The sequence below is a fragment of the Kitasatospora sp. NPDC059973 genome, assembly GCF_042737525.1.
Taxonomy (GTDB): Bacteria; Actinomycetota; Actinomycetes; order Streptomycetales; family Streptomycetaceae; genus Kitasatospora.
Map to the genome: position 1 here is coordinate 24,189 of NZ_JBHWUI010000042.1, position 15,922 is coordinate 40,110.

A 15,922-nucleotide genomic window follows, 5' to 3' on the forward strand; every position below is an offset into this window, starting at 1 on the left:
GAAGGACAGTGGGACTCCCATGACCAAGGCCATCGCCTTCTCCGCATTCGGCGGCGCGGACGTGCTGCACCCGATCGAGATCGACCTGCCCGCTCCCGGCCCCGGCCGGATCCGGATCGCCGTCCGGGCGGCGGGCGTGAACCCGGTGGACCACAAGCTGCGCAGCGGCGCGATGGAGGGCCTGTTCCCGGTGACCTTCCCGCACGTCGCCGGTTTCGAGGTGGCCGGTGTGGTGGAGGCCGTCGGCGAGGGGGTGGACGAGTGGGCGCCCGGGGACGAGGTGTTCGGCTCGGTCCGCGGCGGCGGCTACGCCGAACACGCCGTGGTGGGCGCCGGCGACGTGGTCCGCAAGCCGGCCGGGCTGAGCTGGGAGCAGGCCGCGGGGCTCCCGGTCGCGGCCGAGACGTCCTGGCGGGCGCTTCACCTGCTGGGCGTGGAGCGCGGCCAGACGCTGCTGGTGCACGGCGCGGCGGGCGGGGTGGGCACGATCCTGCTGCAGTTCGCCCGCTCGCGCGGGATCCGGGTGATCGGCACCGCGAGCGAGGCCAACCACCCGTACCTGCGCGAGCTGGGCGCGATCCCCGTGACGTACGGCGACGGTCTGGCCGAGCGGGTCCGGGCGGTGGCGCCGGAGGGGGTGGACCGGGTGCTGGACGCGGCCGGCCAGGGTGACGTCCTGCCGCTCTCGATCGAGCTGGCCGGCGGACCGGAGCAGGTGCTGACCATCGCCGACCACGAGGGCTCGGCCAAGTACGGCGTGCGGTTCAGCGCCGGCTCGGACACCGTCCACCACCACGGCCCCGCGCTGGCCGCCGTGCTCGCGCTGCACGAGGAGGGCACGCTGCACCTCCCGCTGCACCAGGTGTTCCCGCTGGCGGAGGTGGACCGGGCGCACCGGGTGAGCGAGCAGGGGCACGTCCGGGGCAAGCTCGTCCTCACCGTCGGCTGACGCCGGCGCCGGGGAGGTCCGCCGGGTGCCGCGGTCTGCGGCGGGGTGGAGCCGCCCCGATCGCGGCCTGACCCAACTGCGCGGTGTGCCGGTTTATCTGACGGTCAGTCGGTAGAGTCCGATGTCATGGCTGATGCGATCGAATCCCCGGGTGCCGGGCGGCTGGCGGGCAAGTCGTGCGTGGTGACGGGTGCGGCGAGTGGGATCGGCCGTGCGGTGGCCGAACGCTTCGCCCGGGAGGGCGCGCGGGTGGTCGCGACGGACCTCGACGCCGAGGGTCTGCGGCGGCTGGCGGACGAGCTGCCGCGGGCGGTCAGTACGGTGGTCGGCGATGTCTCCCGCGAGGACGACGCCCGCCGGATGATCGCCGCCGCCGTCGAGCGGCACGGCCGGATCGACGTCCTGGTCGCCAACGCGGGGGTGCTCCCGCTGTCGGAGATCACCGAGGCCGACGCCGCGGAGTGGGACCGGGTGATGGCCGTCGACGGCCGGGGGATGTTCCTCACCTGCAAGTACGCGATCGAGGCGATGGCCGGGCCCGGCGGCGTCGGCGGCGCGATCGTCTGCCTCTCCTCGATCTCCGGCGAGGCCGGCCAGCGCGGCCAGGCCGTCTACGGGCCTGCCAAGTTCGTGGCGTCCGGTCTGACCAAGCACCTGGCCGTCGAGTGGGCCGACCGCGGCATCCGGGTCAACGCCGTCGCTCCCGGCACCATCACCACCGAGCGCGTCCGCCGCCTCCAGGACGAGCCGGGCGGCTCCGACTACCTGACGGCGATCGAGAAGCTGCACCCGATGGGCCGGCTCGGCACTCCCGCCGAGGTGGCGGCGGCGGTCCTCTTCCTGGCCTCCGACGACGCCTCCTTCATCACCGGCGCGGTCCTCCCGGTGGACGGCGGGTACCTGGCGCAGTAGGGCGCGTCGGCCGGGCGCAGCGGCCCCGGGGCGCGCGGGCGGGTGTGCGGGCGGTGCCCCGGACGGGTCACCGTGCCCCGGCCGGTCGGCCGACGAGCTCGGCGGGCTCCCCGGAGAAGCCGACCTCGCCCCGGTGCAGCACATGGACGACGGCCGCGCCGGTGAGGCTGCGAGGGAGCGACCGCGCGGTCAGCACGACCGCCCGGCCCTCGGCGGCGGCCGTGTCGAGCAGGTGCGCGTGCAGCCGTTCGGCCACGGCCGGGGCCAGCCCCCGGTCCGGCTCGTCCAGCAGGAGCAGGCTCGGCCGGCCCGCCAACGCACGTGCCAGGGCGACCAGTTGCTGCTGCCCGCCGGAGAGCGTCCCGGCCGGCCGGGGCAGCAGGGCGGTCAGTTCGGGCAGGAGCGCGAGCACGTCCTCGGCGGGGGCGCCGCCGAGGCCGAGGTGCTCGGCCACCGTGAGCGAGGCGAACACCGCCCGCTCCGCCGGTACCAGCGTCAGCCCCAGCCGGACCCGCTGGTGGACACCGAGCGCCGTGACGTCCCGCCCCCGCCAGACCACCCGGCCGGCGGCGGGCCGGACCAGCCCGGCCAGGGCGTGCAGCACGGTGGTCCGCCCGGACCCGTTGCGGCCGAGCAGGACGGTGACCGCACCGGCGGGGAAGGCGAGGTCCACCCCGTGCAGGGCCTCCAGCGGTCCGTAGCGGACGCGGGCGCCGTGGAGTGCGGCTTCGACGGTCATCGGGTGCCCGCCCGGGTCGCCCGAGCGGTGCGGTCGGCGGGGGAGGCGGGGGAGACGGGGGAGGCGGGGGCCGGCTCGTGCGGGGCTTCCGGTGGTCCCCGGCGGACACGGGCGGCTTCGACGGTCACGGTGCGCCCACCCCGGCCCCCGGCGCGGCCCCGCCCCAGGCCCGGGCCACCCGGGCGTCGGCGAGCACGCCGGCCGCCGGTCCGCAGGCCACCACCCGGCCGCCGGCCATCGCGTACACGGTGTCGGCCAACTCGCCGACCAGGTCGGGGTCGTGCTCGACCAGCAGCAGCGCCGTACCCCGGTCGGCCAGGCCACGCAGGGCGGCGACCAGCCGGGCGGTCTGGGCGGTGTCCAGGCCGGCCGCCGGCTCGTCCAGCAGCAGTACCTGCGGGTCGCCCGCCAGTGCGCGGGCCAGCTCCAGTAGGCGCAGCACCCCGGTCGGCTGCTCACCGGCCGGCTCCGCCGCGAGGTCCTGGAGGCCGAACAGGGCGAGCGCCCGCGCCGTCGCCGTGTCGACGGCACGCGCGTCCGGACGGCGGCGGTGCCGCCGCTCGGCGCCGATCCGGACGTTGTCCGCCACCGAGAGGGTCGGGAAGACGGCGATCTGCTGGAAGGTCCGGGCCAGGCCGAGCCGCACCCGGGCGTACGCGGGCAGCCGGGTGACGTCCCGGCCGCCGAGCAGCACCCGGCCGGCGTCCGGGCGGACCGTCCCGGCCAGGCAGTCGAACAGGGTGCTCTTGCCGGCGCCGTTCGGCCCGATCAGTGCGGTGATCCGCCCCGGTGGCGCGGTGAGGTCGACCCCGGCGACGGCCTCGATGCCGCCGTACCGGCGGATCACACCCCGGACCGTCAGCCGGGCCCGGCCACTGCCCGCCGGGCTCACGGTCGTGCCTCCTCGCCCCGGGCGGCGGCCTGCCGGGCCGTGATCAGGGTGCGGACCCGGCGGCCGGTCGCGGTCAGGCGGCCCGGCGGCAGCGTGGCGGGCGGGTGCGCCGGGTGGCGGCGGGAGAGGCGGGCGGCGGCGCCGGCGAGACCGCCCGGCAGGCGGCCGATCGCCGCCGCCAGCAGACCGACCGCGACGGCCGACACCCCGGCCACCGTGCCCGCGTCCAGGCCGATCAGCAGCGCGGCGGCCAGCACCGCGCCGAGCGCGCTGTCCGCACCGGCCACCACCACCGCGGCGAACCAGAGCAGCCCGCGCACCGGATCGAACGAGGCCGGGTCGAAGGCGCGCCCGGCCAGGCCCATCAGCCCGCCGCCGAGCGCGGCCAGCGCCGCCCCGGCCACGAAGGCGAACAGCTTCAGCCCGGGCACGTTGACGCCTGCCGCGACCGCGCCCGGTTCGTGGTCGCGCATCGCGGTCAGGGCCCGGCCCGGCCGGCCCCGGTGCAGACCCCGCACCGCCAGCAGGCCCAGCCCGAGCAGCACCAGCTCGGCCAGGTAGAAGGCGCGGTCGCCGGCCAGGAAGGCGGGCCGGTTCAGGGTGAGCCCGGTGGTCGCGTACGGCTGCTGGAAGACGAAGCGGCTCATCGCCGTCCCGACCGCGAAGGTGACCAGGGCCAGCGCCGGACCGCGCCGCCGGATCGCCGGCCAGCCGGTGAGCAGCCCGAGCGGGGCGGTGGCCAGCACCGCGCACAGCAGCGCGGGGACGGCGGGCAGCGGCGGGACGGCCGGGATCCGCCCGGACATCAGCAGCGCGGTGCCCAGCGCGCCGAGCCCGGCGTACCCGGCCTGGCCGAGCGAGATCTGCCCGCCGTACCCGGTCACCACCACGATCGAGAGCAGGACCAGGGCGAGCGCGGGCACCAGCAGCGCGCTGCGCAGGTCGTTGTCACGGAAGCCCAGCGGCAGCAGGAGCAGTACCAGGCAGACCGCCCGGGCCGCCCGGCCCCCGCCGGCCGGTCCGGGCACCGCGAGCGGGGCGCGGTCACCCGCGCCGCCGGTGATCCGCGGGCCGGCCAGCAGCGCGGCGGCCAGTAGCGCCACCACGAACAGGTTGGCCTGCACCGCCTGTACCAGCGGCAGCAGTTGGCCGGCCGGCCGCAGCCTGGTCAGCTCGGCCTGCGCGATCCCGAGGCCGAGGCCGGTCGCCACCGCCACCGGGATGCTGCGCAGCCGCGCCGCCACCGCGACCGCCATCGTCTCCATCACCAGCAGCGGCAGCCCGTACGGGTCGAGCAGCAGGTACGGCGCGAGGGCGACGCCGACCAGCCCGGCGGTGAAGGAGCCGAACGCCCAGCCCGCCGCCGAGACCCGGTCCGCGTTCACCCCGGCCAGCCGGGCCAGCCGGCGGTCGTCGACGACGGCCCGCACCTGGAGGCCGAACCGGGTGAAACGGGTGGTGGCGGCCACCGTCAGGGCGAGCACCAGGATGGCGGCGAGCTGCGCCACGGTGTCGGGGCGCAGGGTGTGCCCGCCGGGGAGGGCGATCGGCTCGGCGCCGAACGGGGAGGGCGCGCCGCTCAGCGGGGCGGTGCCCCAGACCAGCACCGCCACCCCGATGAGCAGCACGAACACGCCGAGACCGGCCACCATCGTCTCGGCCGTCCCGGCGCCGCGCCGTTGCAGGGGCCGGTAGACCAGGACGTCCAGCAGGACGCCGAGCGCGGGGGCGACGAGCAGCAGGCAGAAGGCGAGCGCCGGCCAGACCGGCCAGTGCCGGACCACCACCAGGTCGCGCAGCAGATAGGCGATGAGCATCGCCTGGGCACCCTGGGCGAGGTTGAGCACCCCGGTCGCGCGGTGGCAGACGACCAGGCCGATGCCGCTGAGGGCGGCCGCGCTGCCGACGGTGAGACCGGCCAGGGCGAGGTCGACGGTCAGGCCGAGGGAGTCGAGGGGAGGGGTGTCTGGCACGGGTGGCACCCCCTCAGCCGGCCGGGTCGGCCGGGCCGGCGGCCGCGTCCGGGGCGGCCGGTGCGCAGATCCGGCAGGGGGTGAGCCCGCGTGCCCGTACGGCGGCGGCGTCGACCGGCCGTGCGTCGTGCTTGCCGGTCACCAGCGGACAGTCGGGCCGGTGGTAGAGCGTGCCCTCGGCGACGGCGAGCAGACCGGTACCGGGGGCGGCGGGCTCCTCCGGCACCGTGGCTTCCTCCGGCCGGTCCGGTTCGACCAGGAGGGTGTAGAGCCGTTCGACCCGTCGGCCGGTCAGGTCGTCCGCGGTGGGCGGGGCCGACGGGGCCGGGGGCCGACCGGGTGAACGCAGGGCGACCAGCACGATGCCCGCCACGATCAGCGCCGCACCCGGGACGGTGGAGGAGGCCAGATAGGGGATCTGCTGTTCGACGAAGGCCTCGCCGGAGACGCCGTACCAGCCCAGGACGCACAGGGCCGCCCCGGCGGCCGCGAGGATCCAGCCCGGCCACTCGCGGGCGCCCGGGGCCGTGCGGGCGGCGCGGGCGGCCGAGCGCAGCAGCCCCCGGCCGGGCCGCCCGGCCGCCCCGTTCGGGGTGGTCTGCGGCTTCTCGCGCTCGGATTGCGATTCGTCCATGGATCCGCCTTCATGGTGTCACGTGCGACATTTCCAGGATCGGCCTGGGACAGCATCCGGAGAGCGGCGGACCGGACCGCGCGGCGCCCCCGAGCGGTCGGCGCCGACCCGGGCGGCGCAGCCGAGTTCGTCGAGAGGAACACCATGCGAGTAAGGCAGAGCGGCACCCGTCGGGGCGGCGCCCCGGTCCCGCGACCGGCGGTGGCGCTGTGCGCGCTGCTGCTGGTGGGCGCGGTGGCCGGGTGCAGCAGCAGCAGCTCGTCCGGCTCCTCGCCCTCGGCCTCGGTGTCGATCTCCGCCCCGGCGTCGGGGTCCGTCACGGTGACCGCGACCACCAGCGCGAGCGCCGGTGCCACCGTGAGCGCGGGCGCCACCGCCCCCGCCGATCCGGCGACCGCGACGAACCAGGTCACCGCCACCTGGGAGAAGTTCTTCGACCCCACCACCCCCATCCCCGAGAAGGCCGCGCTGCTGCAGAACGGTGACGTGCTGCTCCCGGCGCTCCAGGGCTTCTCGCAGGATCCGCGGGTCGGTCAGGTCAAGGCCAAGGTCACGAACGTGACGTTCACTTCGCCGACCGAGGCCACCGTCACCTACGAACTCTCGCTCCAGGGCACGGTGGTCGCGCCGGACGCCACCGGCCAGGCCGTCCTCGACAACGGCACCTGGAAGGTCTCCCGCTCGTCGCTCTGCGGCCTGCTCGCCCAGGCCGGCGGTGGGAGCGGCGCCGCCGTCCCCGGATGCGGCTGACGGCCCTGCCGTCCCGCCGGGCCGCCGACGCGCACTGCCGTCGGCGGCCCGGCCCTCGCGTCCCCCGGCGCCGCGTCCGCCGCCGCTGCGGGGGCGCCGCCCTCCTCGCGCTGCTGCTCACCGCCGTCACCGCCTGCGGCACCCGGCTGCCGGGGAGCGCCTTCACCCACCGCCCCACGCCGGCCGGCGCGAGCACCGCCGCCGGGACCAACCCCGCCTCCGACACCGGCGTCACGGCGACCGAGATCCGGATCGGTGTGGTCACCTCGCTCACCAGTCCGGTCGGCAGCGAGGTGTTCAGCGGCCCGCGCTACGGCGCGCAGGCCTTCGTCCAGGCCCTCAACGACCGGGGCGGCCTGCACGGGCGCACCGTCAAGCTGGTGACCTGCGACGACGGCGGCAGCGGCATCGGCAACCAGGACTGCGTGCACCGCCTGATCGACCAGCAGCACGTCTTCGCCTTCGTCTCCGGCAGCGTGCTCGACTACGCGGGCGCGCCGTACGTGAGCGGGAAGGGCGTGCCGGACGTCGGCGGCCAGCCGATCGGCACGGCCTACGACCGCTGGCCGCACCTCTACGGCATCTACGGCAGCGGCGCGCCGCGCGACGGGCAGGCCGTCGGCTGGAACGGGACGCTCTACCAGACCCCCGAGGTGTTCCGCTTCTTCACCGAACGGCTGGGCACCACCAGCGCCGCCGTGGTCGCCTACAACCAGGCCGACTCGGCCCGCTACGCCGCCCAGCTGAAGGCCGGACTGGAGGCGGAGGGCTACCGCGTCCTGATGCAGACGGTCGACTTCGCGCTGCCGAACTTCCAGGCGGTGGCCGCCGCCGTGCGCGCCGACGGCTCGCAGCTGCTCCTCGACGCCATGGACACCCGGGGCAACGCGGCGCTCTGCCGGGCGCTCGACGAGGCCGGGGTGCGGGTCGCGGCGAAGGCGACCAACGTGCAGAACTGGTCGCAGACCGTCGGCACCGACTACGGCGCCTCACCCGGCTGCCGCAACGCGCTCTGGGCGACGTCGGCCAGCCTCAACTACGAGGACGTGCAGGACCAGGCGGTGCGGGACTTCCGCGCCGCGATGTCCCGCTACTACCCCGACCGCGAACCGCTGCTCTCCGCCTGGGAGCTGGAGGGCTGGGCGGGCGCCCAGTGGCTCACCGACGCGATGGACTCCTGCGGCGCCTACCTCACCCGGGCCTGCGTCGAGCGGTTCATGAACCGTGCCGAGCCCTACGACGCGCACGGACTGATCCTGCCCGCCTCGTTCGTCCCGCAGCCCCCGCCGACCGGGCCGACCCGGGCCTGTCTGAACGCCGCCCGCTGGCAGGACACCGCCTACAGGGGCCGGGGCGGCTGGGTCACCCAGGTGGCCTCGATGACCACCACCTGCTTCGAGGTGCCGCAACTGCCCTACCGGCCGTGACGGCGCCGACGGGGCCCCGGAGCGGTACGGCGGGACCACCGCCGCCGGCGACCCGCGCGCCGCTGCGCCCCCCGGAGCGCCCTCAGCCGAGGCGCTCCACCGCGACGATCGCCGCGTCGTCGTCCAGCCGTCCGCCCGCGTGGGCCAGCAGGTCGTGGCGCACCTGCTGCACCAGGGCCTCCGGGGGGTCGGCGGACCAGGCCGTGACGCGCTCGGTGAGCGGGTAGAACCGCCGCCGGGCGTCGCGGGCCTCGATCACGCCGTCGGTGTAGATCAGCAGGCGGTCGCCGGGCAGGAAGGCGAACTCGTCCACCTCGTAGCCGCTCGGGGCCAGTTCGCCCAGGCCGAGCGGCGGCGCCGGCCGACGGGCGTCCAGCGCGGTGACGCCGTCGGCCCGCAGCCGCAGCGGCGGCGGGTGGCCGCAGTCGATCAGCCGGACCACCGAGCCGTCGTCCGGGATGTCCAGGATGACGGCGGTGATGAACGACTCCTCGCAGTCGTCCGCCGCCGCCTCGGTGGAGGCACGGTCCGAACCCGACCGGTGGCCGCGACCGGTCCCGTCACCCGGCCGCTCCTCGCAGGGCTGCTCGCCGAGCCGGGCCAGGCCCCAGCGGACGCTGCCGTCCAGATAGCCGGCGAGGTCGGTGAGGTCGGCGTGCAGGTGGGCGGCCGCCCGGAAGGCGCCCAGCAGGAGGGCGGCGTCGCCGAGCGAGGAGAGGCCCTTGCCGCGGACGTCGCCGACCAGCAGCCGGGTGCCGCCGGGAGTGCGGGCCGCCGCGTAGAGGTCGCCGCCGACCTGCGCCTCGGCCTCGGCGGCGAGGTAGACGGAGGCGAGGCGCAGGGGCCCGATCCGGTCCGGCAGCGGGCGCAGCAGGACGCGCTGGGCGGCCTCGGAGACGGAGCGGACCTGGGCCAGCTCCCGTTCGTGCCGGTCGCGCAGCACCCGCAGCGCGACGATCAGCACCGAGACGGCGATCTGCGCGCCGAGCTGGGTCTCGTGGTTGGGGGTGGTGAGCCCGTCGCGCGTGATGCCGATGACGGTGAGGCCGGCGAGCGCGAGCAGGGCGACGGCCGCGGTGGTCCGCGCTCCCGCGAAGGACGCGGTGATCGCGGGGGCCACGATCAGCAGCGGTCCGAGGTGGATCGTCGGCGGCGACAGCACGTCGACCACGGTGATCACGACGATCAGCGCGAGCGGGAGCGCCGTCAGCGCGTGGCGGCCGAGCCGCCACGACCGGCGGCGGTCGCGAGGACCCTGCCGAAGGGGCACCTCTCCTCTGTACACCGTCGGAGCGGTATCCCGCACCCCGGCGCCGGCCCGTTGCCGCCAGCCCGCTGTCGGCGGGACGGGACGGGCGGGGCGGGACGGGCAGGACGGGACCGGCGCCCCTCGGTCCTCGGCCCGGTCCCCGGCTCAGTCCTCGGCGCCGTAGCGGGCCAGGTAGCCGGCGAAGCGGGCGACGTCCTCGTCGGACCACTCGGTGAAGCGGGCGGTGAAGGCGACCCGGCGCTGCTCGCTGGCCTCGCGCAGCAGGGTCAGGCCGGCCTCGGTGGCGCGCAGGATCTGGCCGCGCTGGTCGTCCGGATCGGTCTCGCGGCGCAGCAGGTCGAGCTTCTCGAGCGCGGTGACCTGGCGGCTCACGGTGGACTTGTCGAGCATGAAGTACGAGGCGACGTCGGCGGCCCGGCAGCCGCCGCGCTCGTTGATCAGGTCGAGGATGCTGTAGGTGACCAGGGAGAGGTCCGGGTGCAGCTGGGAGGCCTTGTGCCGGGCACGCCGGGCGAAGGCGGTCAGCTCGCGCTGGATGGTGTCGATCGATGTCTCGCGGCCGGGCACGGCGGTCCTACCTCCTCGGTAATTTGTTGCACTGTACAACGTTTTTGGGTTCCGCCGTGCTCCGCCGTGTGCTGTCGGGCCACGCCGTCCTCCGCCGTCCCCCGCCGCGTTCCGCCTGCCGCCGGCACCCGGCCAGGGGCGCGGGCTCAGCCGGTCGTGGCACCGTCCGGGGTGCCGGTGGCTCCCGCGGCCTGCCAGGCGCGGGCGGCCGCGATCCGGCGGGTGGCACTCGGATGAGTGGCGAACAGTAGCTCAAGCACCCGGGGCGGGTCGACATCGGACACGTTGGCCACTGCCAGTCTGCGCTGCATGGCGATGAACTGCTCGGCGTCCGAGGTCAGTTCCAGGGCGTGCCGGTCCGCCCGGGCCTCGACCCGGCGGCTCACCGCGCACTGCACCGGCCCCGACAGGGCGCCCAGCAGGGCCGCGCAGGCCGCCATCAGCGGCAGGACGCGCGGATCCGCCGCGTCCGTCGCCCCCGCCGCCGACAGCAGCGGGCCCCAGCCGGTCAGCAGGCCGATCAGGCAGACCACCACGGCCGCCCCCACCGCGCCCAGCACCGTGCCGGTCAGCACGTCCCGGTGCTTCACGTGCCCGAGTTCGTGCGCCACCACCAGCTCCACCTCGCGCGGCTCGGCGGTGGACAGCAGCGTGTCGTAGGCGACGATCCGGCGGGTCGCGCCCAGGCCGGACACGTACGCGTTGAGGGCCGTGGTCCGCCGGGAGGCGTCCGCCACCAGGACGTCCCGCACCCGGACGTCGTCCTGGTCGGCGAGCGCGAGCAGGGCGGTCCGCAGCGGGCCGGGCGCCATCGGGGTGAAGCGGTTGAAGACCGGCTCCACCAGCAGCGGGTAGAGGAAGGAGAGCGCCGCCGTGAGCAGCGCCGCCGCGCCGGCGGCCGGGAGCCACCAGCGGTCCGGCCGGCGGTCGGTGAGCGCGAACAGTCCGAACGCCAGGGGCAGCACCAGGGCCAGGCCCAGCGCCAGTCCGCGCACGGCGTCCACCGCCCAGCCGCCCCAGCCCTGGGTGACCAGGCCGAACCGGGCCCGCACCGTCCGGGCGCCGGCGGCGAACGGCAGCTGGGCCGCCCGGCCGAGGAGGACCAGGGCGGCCGCCCCCGCCAGCACCTCGGCCGTCCGCGAGCCGCCGAACAGGTCGCCGGCGGCCGTCACCAGAGCGGCTCCGGCCGGGGTCAGCCCGAGCAGCAGCGTCAGGAGAAGGCCGGCCAGCCGCCCGCCCAGGGCCCACGGCAGCTGGGCACGCCGCAGCGCGCGGCCCCGGGCGCGCTGGGCGGGGGTGAAGTCGGGCGCGCCGGTACCGGCGCCGGGGGCGGGGGTCGCTGAGCCCGGAGGCGGGCTGACCGGATCTGTCATCTGTCGGCTGTCATCCGTAGTCCGTGAGCTGTCGGCCACCCGTTGCCGGGCGCCGTCCGTCGGGCGCTGTCCGGCCGGCCCGCGCCCACCGGTTGTCCGTCGGCCGCGGGCCGGCCGGCGGCTGCCGGGATCAGCATGTCACTCCCGCGCCGGCCCGGTGGCGGACTCGGTGCCGCTGCGGAGCAGCCGGTGCCCCAGCTCGACCAGGGCCCTCCCCACGGCGAACGCGTCGCCGACCGCCTCGGCGGGCTCGTCCTGCGGGCTGCGGCGGGCGCGGGTGTCGGCGTGCAGCACGCTGCCGTCGGCGTCGAGCACGGCGTGCACCCGGGTGGTGTCCCGGCCCTCGACGAGGTGCAGGCTCACCTGCCACTCCTTGGTGCGGACGGCCGATCCCGCGTCCTCGGTGAGGGGTTCCGCGGTCGCCGCAGGGGCGGCGTGCACCGGTGCGGCGGCGCCGTCCGCGCGGACGATCACCACCGGGCAGCTGCCGTGCACCGCGCAGTGGGAGCTCACCGAACCCAGCAGCGTGCGGGCGAAGGTGCCGCGCCCCCGGCTGCCGAGCACCAGGAAGTCGGCGTCCGCGGACAGTTCCAGCAGCACCTCGGCCGCGTGGCCGAGGACGAGGCTCTCCTCGATCTCCACCGGCCGGTCCCGGCCGACCACCTCGTCCACCTCGGCGGTCAGCGTGCGCCGGGCCGCCCGCTCGAAGCCGTCGTCCAGCAGCGGCGTGAGCCACCCGTAGAGCGACGGGTACTCCCAGGCCGCCACCGCGTGGACCGCGGCCCCGGTCAGGCCCGCCTGACCGACCGCCCAGCGCAGCGCCGCCTTCGAGGGCGCGGAGCCGTCGATCCCGACCACGATCCGCCGCCGGCCGCCGTTCGCCGTGCCGATTCCCACGCCGTCCATGCGCCGTCCACCTCGCCACCTCGGCCCGGGAGCGTGCAGCCCCGGGAGCGTGCACCCCCTCCACGCTGCGCGTCCGGACGGCCGGTGCGCCAGGGACACGACGGCCCGGTGCGGCGGTGGTGGGGGCCGGGGTGTCCTGGTGGGGATGGTGCCGGCGGTGGCGGGTCGTGGCGGGTCGTGGTGGTGGGGCCGGGTGCGGGGGCGCTGCGGGGGCCGGGGCGTCCCGGTGCGGCGGTTGTTCGGGCCGGTCCGTCCCCTGCGGGGGAGCCGGGGGGACAGCGAGGCGGGCCCGCCGGGCCCGCCGATACGATCGGTCGGGGCTGTCCGGCCCGGTGGGCGCGGGCAGTGGCCGTGAGCTGTGGCGCCGGTCCCGCCGGCGCCACCTGGGGAGAGGGGATCCGGTATGGCAGTCGAACCGTCCGGCGCGCAGGAGGTCCGTCGCGTCGAGGGCCTGGTGTCGGCGCAGGAGAAGGCGATCGCCCTGTTCGCCGAGGCCGAGGCGCGCGAACTGGTGGCGCCCGGGGTGGGCGAGCGCGAGGCGAGCGACCGGATCCGGGATCTCGCCAACGAGATGTTCGGCGCCACCCGGCACTGGCACAAGCGGATCATCCGCTCCGGCCCGAACACCCTGGCCCCGTACCGGGACAACCCGCCGGACCGGGTCATCGGTGCCGACGACGTGGCCTTCGCCGACTTCGGCCCCGTCTTCGAGGAGTACGAGGCGGACTTCGGCCGCACCTACGTCTTCGGCGGCGATCCGCACAAGCGGCGGCTGCTCGCCGACCTGCCGCGGATCTTCGACGCCGGCCGCGCGTTCTTCGCGGCCGACCCGGAGATCACCGGGCGGCAGCTGCACGCCGAGGTCGAGCGGCTGGCCGCCGAGGCGGGCTGGGAGGTCGGCATCTGGCACGCCGGCCACCTCGTGGGCGAGTTCCCGCACGAGGTGAACGACGGGGCCAAGGCCGACTCCTACATCACCCCCGAGAACGAGACCCCGCTGCGCCGCACCGACCGGTCGGGGCGGGTCTGCCACTGGATCCTGGAGCTGCACCTCGTCGACCGGGAGCGCGGCTTCGGCGGCTTCTACGAGCAGTTGCTCGACCTGGCCTGACCGCGGTCCCCGGCCCGCGCTCCGGCCGCCGGGCCCGTCCTGCGCCCCGGGCGCGGGGCGGGCCCGGGGCGGGCGGTCCGTGGAGGCAGACCGAAGGCGATGTGGGGGAATGGCGTAGTCTGACCGCTCTCGAATCGACCCCCGGGGGGACTTCACATGCGCCGAGTCGCGGCCGCCGTCGCACTGCTGCTCGGGCTGATACCCGTGGCCGCCTGCGGGCCGGACGACCCGGCGCCGGCCAAGGCCGCGCCGGCGGGCGACGCGGCGAAGCCCTCGGCGGCCGGGACGACGGGCGCCGCGGCGTCCGCCTCGCCGTCCGCGAGCGCCTCGGCGCCCCGCCCGGACGGTTCGATCACGGTGGCGTTCGCCGGGGACGTCCACTTCGAGGGCCGCACCGAGGCCCGGCTCGCGGTGAAGGCGCCCGAGCAGGCGCTCGGCCCGATCGCCACGACCCTCTCCGACGCGGACCTCGCCGTCCTCAACCTGGAGACCGCGATCACCGACCGGGGTGCCCCCGAGCCGAAGACGTACACCTTCCGCACCTCCCCCAAGGCGCTCACCGCCCTCAAGGACTCCGGCGTCGACGTCGTCTCGATGGCCAACAACCACGCCGTGGACTTCGGCGCGGACGGGCTCACCGACACGCTCGCCGCCAAGGACTCCGCGCCGATCCCGGTCGTCGGCGTCGGCCGCAACGCCAAGGAGGCGTACGCCCCGTACGTCACCACCGTGCGCGGGGTGAAGGTCGCGGTGCTCGCGGCCAGCCAGGTCGAGGACCTGACGAACCAGAAGTGGCGCGCCGGCGCCACCAAGCCGGGCATCGCCTCGGCGCTGGACGCCGCCGCCCTGGTCAAGGCGGTGGAGGAGGCGAAGAAGCAGGCGCCCGTCGTGCTCGTGTACCTGCACTGGGGCGACGAGGGCAAGGCCTGTCCGACCGGCGCCCAGAGCGCCATCGCCAAGAAGCTCGCCACCGCCGGGGCCACCGCGGTGGTCGGCACCCACGCCCACACCATGCTGGGCTCGGGCATGCTCGGCTCCACCTACATCGGCTACGGCTTCGGCAACTTCCTCTGGTACGGCACCTCCGACTACGCCAACTCCAACGAGACCGGCGTGACGACGCTGACCCTGACCGCGGCCGGCAAGGTCACCGGGGAGGTGTTCACGCCCGCCACCGTCGACGGCCAGGGCGTGCCCGTCCCGCAGACCGGCGCCGCCGCGACGGCCGCGCTCAAGCGCCGCGACGGCCTGCGGGGCTGCACCGGGCTGGCCCCGGTGGCGGGCGCGACGCGCTGAGGCCGGGGACGTGGCCGCGCTCAGACGCGGCGACGGTCCGCCGGGCCGAGGTCGTGCGGGTCGCGGGTGGTGAGCGCCTCGGCCACCGGCCGCCCACCGCCCGCCGACCGGGCGAGCCGCTCGCGGACCTCCCCCGGGGTGCGCGGCCGCCACCCCGGGCCGTAGCAGCAGCGCGAGTGGAAGGTCACCCCCGCGGCGAGCAGGGCCGTCAGGGCCCGCCACCCCGCGGTGTCCCGGCGTCGCGGTACCGCCAGGTCCTGGCCCGCGTCGACCAGTTCGCCGCCGCAGCGCGCGCAGACGTCCCGCCCCGGGGCGCCGTGCCGCTTCACGGACCGCCGGCACGGCGGGCAGACGAAGTGTCGTCGCGAGGTCCGGCTCCGGGTGCACATGCCGCTCACGGTAGGCGCGCGCCATGCCGTCGGCACCCGGATTTCCGGGCGGGCGGCCGCCGGGGGCGGCCCGGGGGCCCGGCGGCGGCGTGAGAGGGTCGAAGTGGAAGACGTGGTGGTCACGGGTGCGGAGGAGAGCCGGCCGATGACGGAGTGGAAGACGTACGGCCGGCGGCCGGTCTACGAGTCGCCCTGGGTGGAGCTGTGGCTGGACGACGTGGAGATCCCCGGGGTCGGGCGGGTCGACCACCATGTGGTGCGGATGCCGAAGGCCTGCACCACGGCGGTCGTGACCGATGACGCGGGCCGGTTCCTGCTGCTGTACCGGCACCGGTTCATCACCGGGCAGTGGGGGTGGGAGGTGCCGGCCGGGTGGGCGGAGCCGGGCGAGGAGCCGGCGGCGGCCGCCGCCCGGGAGGTGGAGGAGGAGACCGGGTGGCGACCGGGCCGGGTGGAGCCGCTGCTCGGGTTCAACGCGATGTCCGGCATCTCGACGATGCGCTTCCACGCGTTCCACATGACCGGCTGCACCCGGATCGGCGAGCCGACCGACCGGAGCGAGGCGACCCGGGTCGAGTGGGTGGCGGAGGAGGACGTGGTCGAGCTGCTGGCCGCCGGGGAGGTGCCCGAGGGGGCGTCGCTCGCGGCGCTCTCCTACTTCCTCGGGCCGTACCGCCTGGCGCGGCGGCGGCGGTCGGCCGACTGACCGCCGTCGGTCGCGCCGGCCGGTGCGC

The 15,922-nt window shown here is 76.5% G+C and carries 16 protein-coding genes; 7 read left to right on the forward strand and 9 right to left on the reverse strand.

The window, feature by feature from the left end:
* The first annotated feature begins 19 nt into the window (after positions 1-19).
* Together ACFWA9_RS14360 and ACFWA9_RS14365 are read left to right on the forward strand one after the other, a co-directional pair.
* The gene (locus ACFWA9_RS14360; protein ID WP_352287470.1) at positions 20-949 is read left to right on the forward strand and encodes an NADP-dependent oxidoreductase; all 930 of its coding nucleotides are present in this window, start codon (positions 20-22) and stop codon (positions 947-949) included.
* 126 nt (positions 950-1,075) lie between these two features.
* A complete protein-coding gene (locus tag ACFWA9_RS14365) occupies positions 1,076-1,861 on the forward strand; it encodes an SDR family NAD(P)-dependent oxidoreductase (protein WP_380386899.1) in 786 nt (261 codons plus the stop codon).
* Positions 1,862-1,928: 67 nt separating this feature from the next.
* Here ACFWA9_RS14365 and ACFWA9_RS14370 read toward each other — a convergent pair whose 3' ends face one another.
* From ACFWA9_RS14370 to ACFWA9_RS14385, 4 genes are all read right to left on the reverse strand, one after another.
* A complete protein-coding gene (locus tag ACFWA9_RS14370) occupies positions 1,929-2,600 on the reverse strand; it encodes an ABC transporter ATP-binding protein (RefSeq protein WP_380386902.1) in 672 nt (223 codons plus the stop codon).
* A 124-nt stretch (positions 2,601-2,724) separates the two neighbouring features.
* Positions 2,725-3,492 carry an ABC transporter ATP-binding protein gene (locus tag ACFWA9_RS14375; protein ID WP_380386905.1) on the reverse strand — a complete coding sequence of 256 codons (768 nt, stop codon included), beginning with the start codon at positions 3,490-3,492 and terminating at the stop codon, positions 2,725-2,727.
* On the reverse strand, positions 3,489-5,465 hold the full coding sequence (locus ACFWA9_RS14380; protein WP_380386908.1) for an ABC transporter permease: 1,977 nt from the start codon (positions 5,463-5,465) through the stop codon (positions 3,489-3,491). Before ACFWA9_RS14380 ends, ACFWA9_RS14375 begins: the two co-directional genes overlap by 4 nt.
* A 13-nt stretch (positions 5,466-5,478) precedes the next feature.
* On the reverse strand, positions 5,479-6,099 hold the full coding sequence (locus ACFWA9_RS14385; protein ID WP_380386911.1) for a hypothetical protein: 621 nt from the start codon (positions 6,097-6,099) through the stop codon (positions 5,479-5,481).
* Positions 6,100-6,243: 144 nt separating this feature from the next.
* Between ACFWA9_RS14385 and ACFWA9_RS14390 the strand changes: the two genes are divergently transcribed.
* Entirely contained in the window at positions 6,244-6,849 is a 606-nt protein-coding gene (locus ACFWA9_RS14390) for a hypothetical protein (protein WP_380386914.1), read from the forward strand.
* Positions 6,840-8,276, forward strand: coding sequence for an ABC transporter substrate-binding protein (locus ACFWA9_RS14395; RefSeq protein WP_380386916.1), 1,437 nt, complete (start codon positions 6,840-6,842; stop codon positions 8,274-8,276). Before ACFWA9_RS14390 ends, ACFWA9_RS14395 begins: the two co-directional genes overlap by 10 nt.
* Positions 8,277-8,358: 82 nt before the next feature.
* Here the strand turns inward: ACFWA9_RS14395 and ACFWA9_RS14400 are convergent, their stop codons facing one another.
* The 4 genes from ACFWA9_RS14400 to ACFWA9_RS14415 form a co-directional block, all read right to left on the reverse strand.
* A complete protein-coding gene (locus ACFWA9_RS14400) occupies positions 8,359-9,546 on the reverse strand; it encodes a PP2C family protein-serine/threonine phosphatase (protein WP_380386918.1) in 1,188 nt (395 codons plus the stop codon).
* 144 nt (positions 9,547-9,690) lie between these two features.
* Entirely contained in the window at positions 9,691-10,113 is a 423-nt protein-coding gene (locus tag ACFWA9_RS14405; RefSeq protein ID WP_329490397.1) for a MarR family transcriptional regulator, read from the reverse strand.
* A gap of 146 nt (positions 10,114-10,259) precedes the next feature.
* Positions 10,260-11,486 carry a M48 family metalloprotease gene (locus ACFWA9_RS14410; protein WP_380386921.1) on the reverse strand — a complete coding sequence of 409 codons (1,227 nt, stop codon included), beginning with the start codon at positions 11,484-11,486 and terminating at the stop codon, positions 10,260-10,262.
* 138 nt (positions 11,487-11,624) lie between these two features.
* Positions 11,625-12,392 (reverse strand): universal stress protein, encoded by a 768-nt coding sequence (locus tag ACFWA9_RS14415; RefSeq protein WP_380386924.1) that lies wholly within the window; start codon positions 12,390-12,392, stop codon positions 11,625-11,627.
* Positions 12,393-12,795: 403 nt separating this feature from the next.
* On the opposite strand from ACFWA9_RS14415, the gene ACFWA9_RS14420 reads away from it, so the two are divergent.
* Both ACFWA9_RS14420 and ACFWA9_RS14425 read left to right on the forward strand, forming a co-directional pair.
* Positions 12,796-13,503, forward strand: a complete 708-nt coding sequence (locus ACFWA9_RS14420; RefSeq protein WP_352287446.1) for a M24 family metallopeptidase — start codon at positions 12,796-12,798, stop codon at positions 13,501-13,503.
* Between the two features lie 156 nt (positions 13,504-13,659).
* Positions 13,660-14,799, forward strand: coding sequence for a CapA family protein (locus tag ACFWA9_RS14425; RefSeq protein WP_380386927.1), 1,140 nt, complete (start codon positions 13,660-13,662; stop codon positions 14,797-14,799).
* A gap of 20 nt (positions 14,800-14,819) precedes the next feature.
* Here the strand turns inward: ACFWA9_RS14425 and ACFWA9_RS14430 are convergent, their stop codons facing one another.
* Positions 14,820-15,188 carry a hypothetical protein gene (locus tag ACFWA9_RS14430; RefSeq protein ID WP_380386930.1) on the reverse strand — a complete coding sequence of 123 codons (369 nt, stop codon included), beginning with the start codon at positions 15,186-15,188 and terminating at the stop codon, positions 14,820-14,822.
* 145 nt (positions 15,189-15,333) lie between these two features.
* Here ACFWA9_RS14430 and ACFWA9_RS14435 point away from each other — a divergent pair, with 145 nt between their 5' ends.
* Positions 15,334-15,894: an NUDIX domain-containing protein gene (locus tag ACFWA9_RS14435; RefSeq protein WP_380386932.1), complete on the forward strand. Its 561-nt coding sequence runs from the start codon at positions 15,334-15,336 to the stop codon at positions 15,892-15,894.
* Positions 15,895-15,922 lie beyond the last annotated feature (28 nt).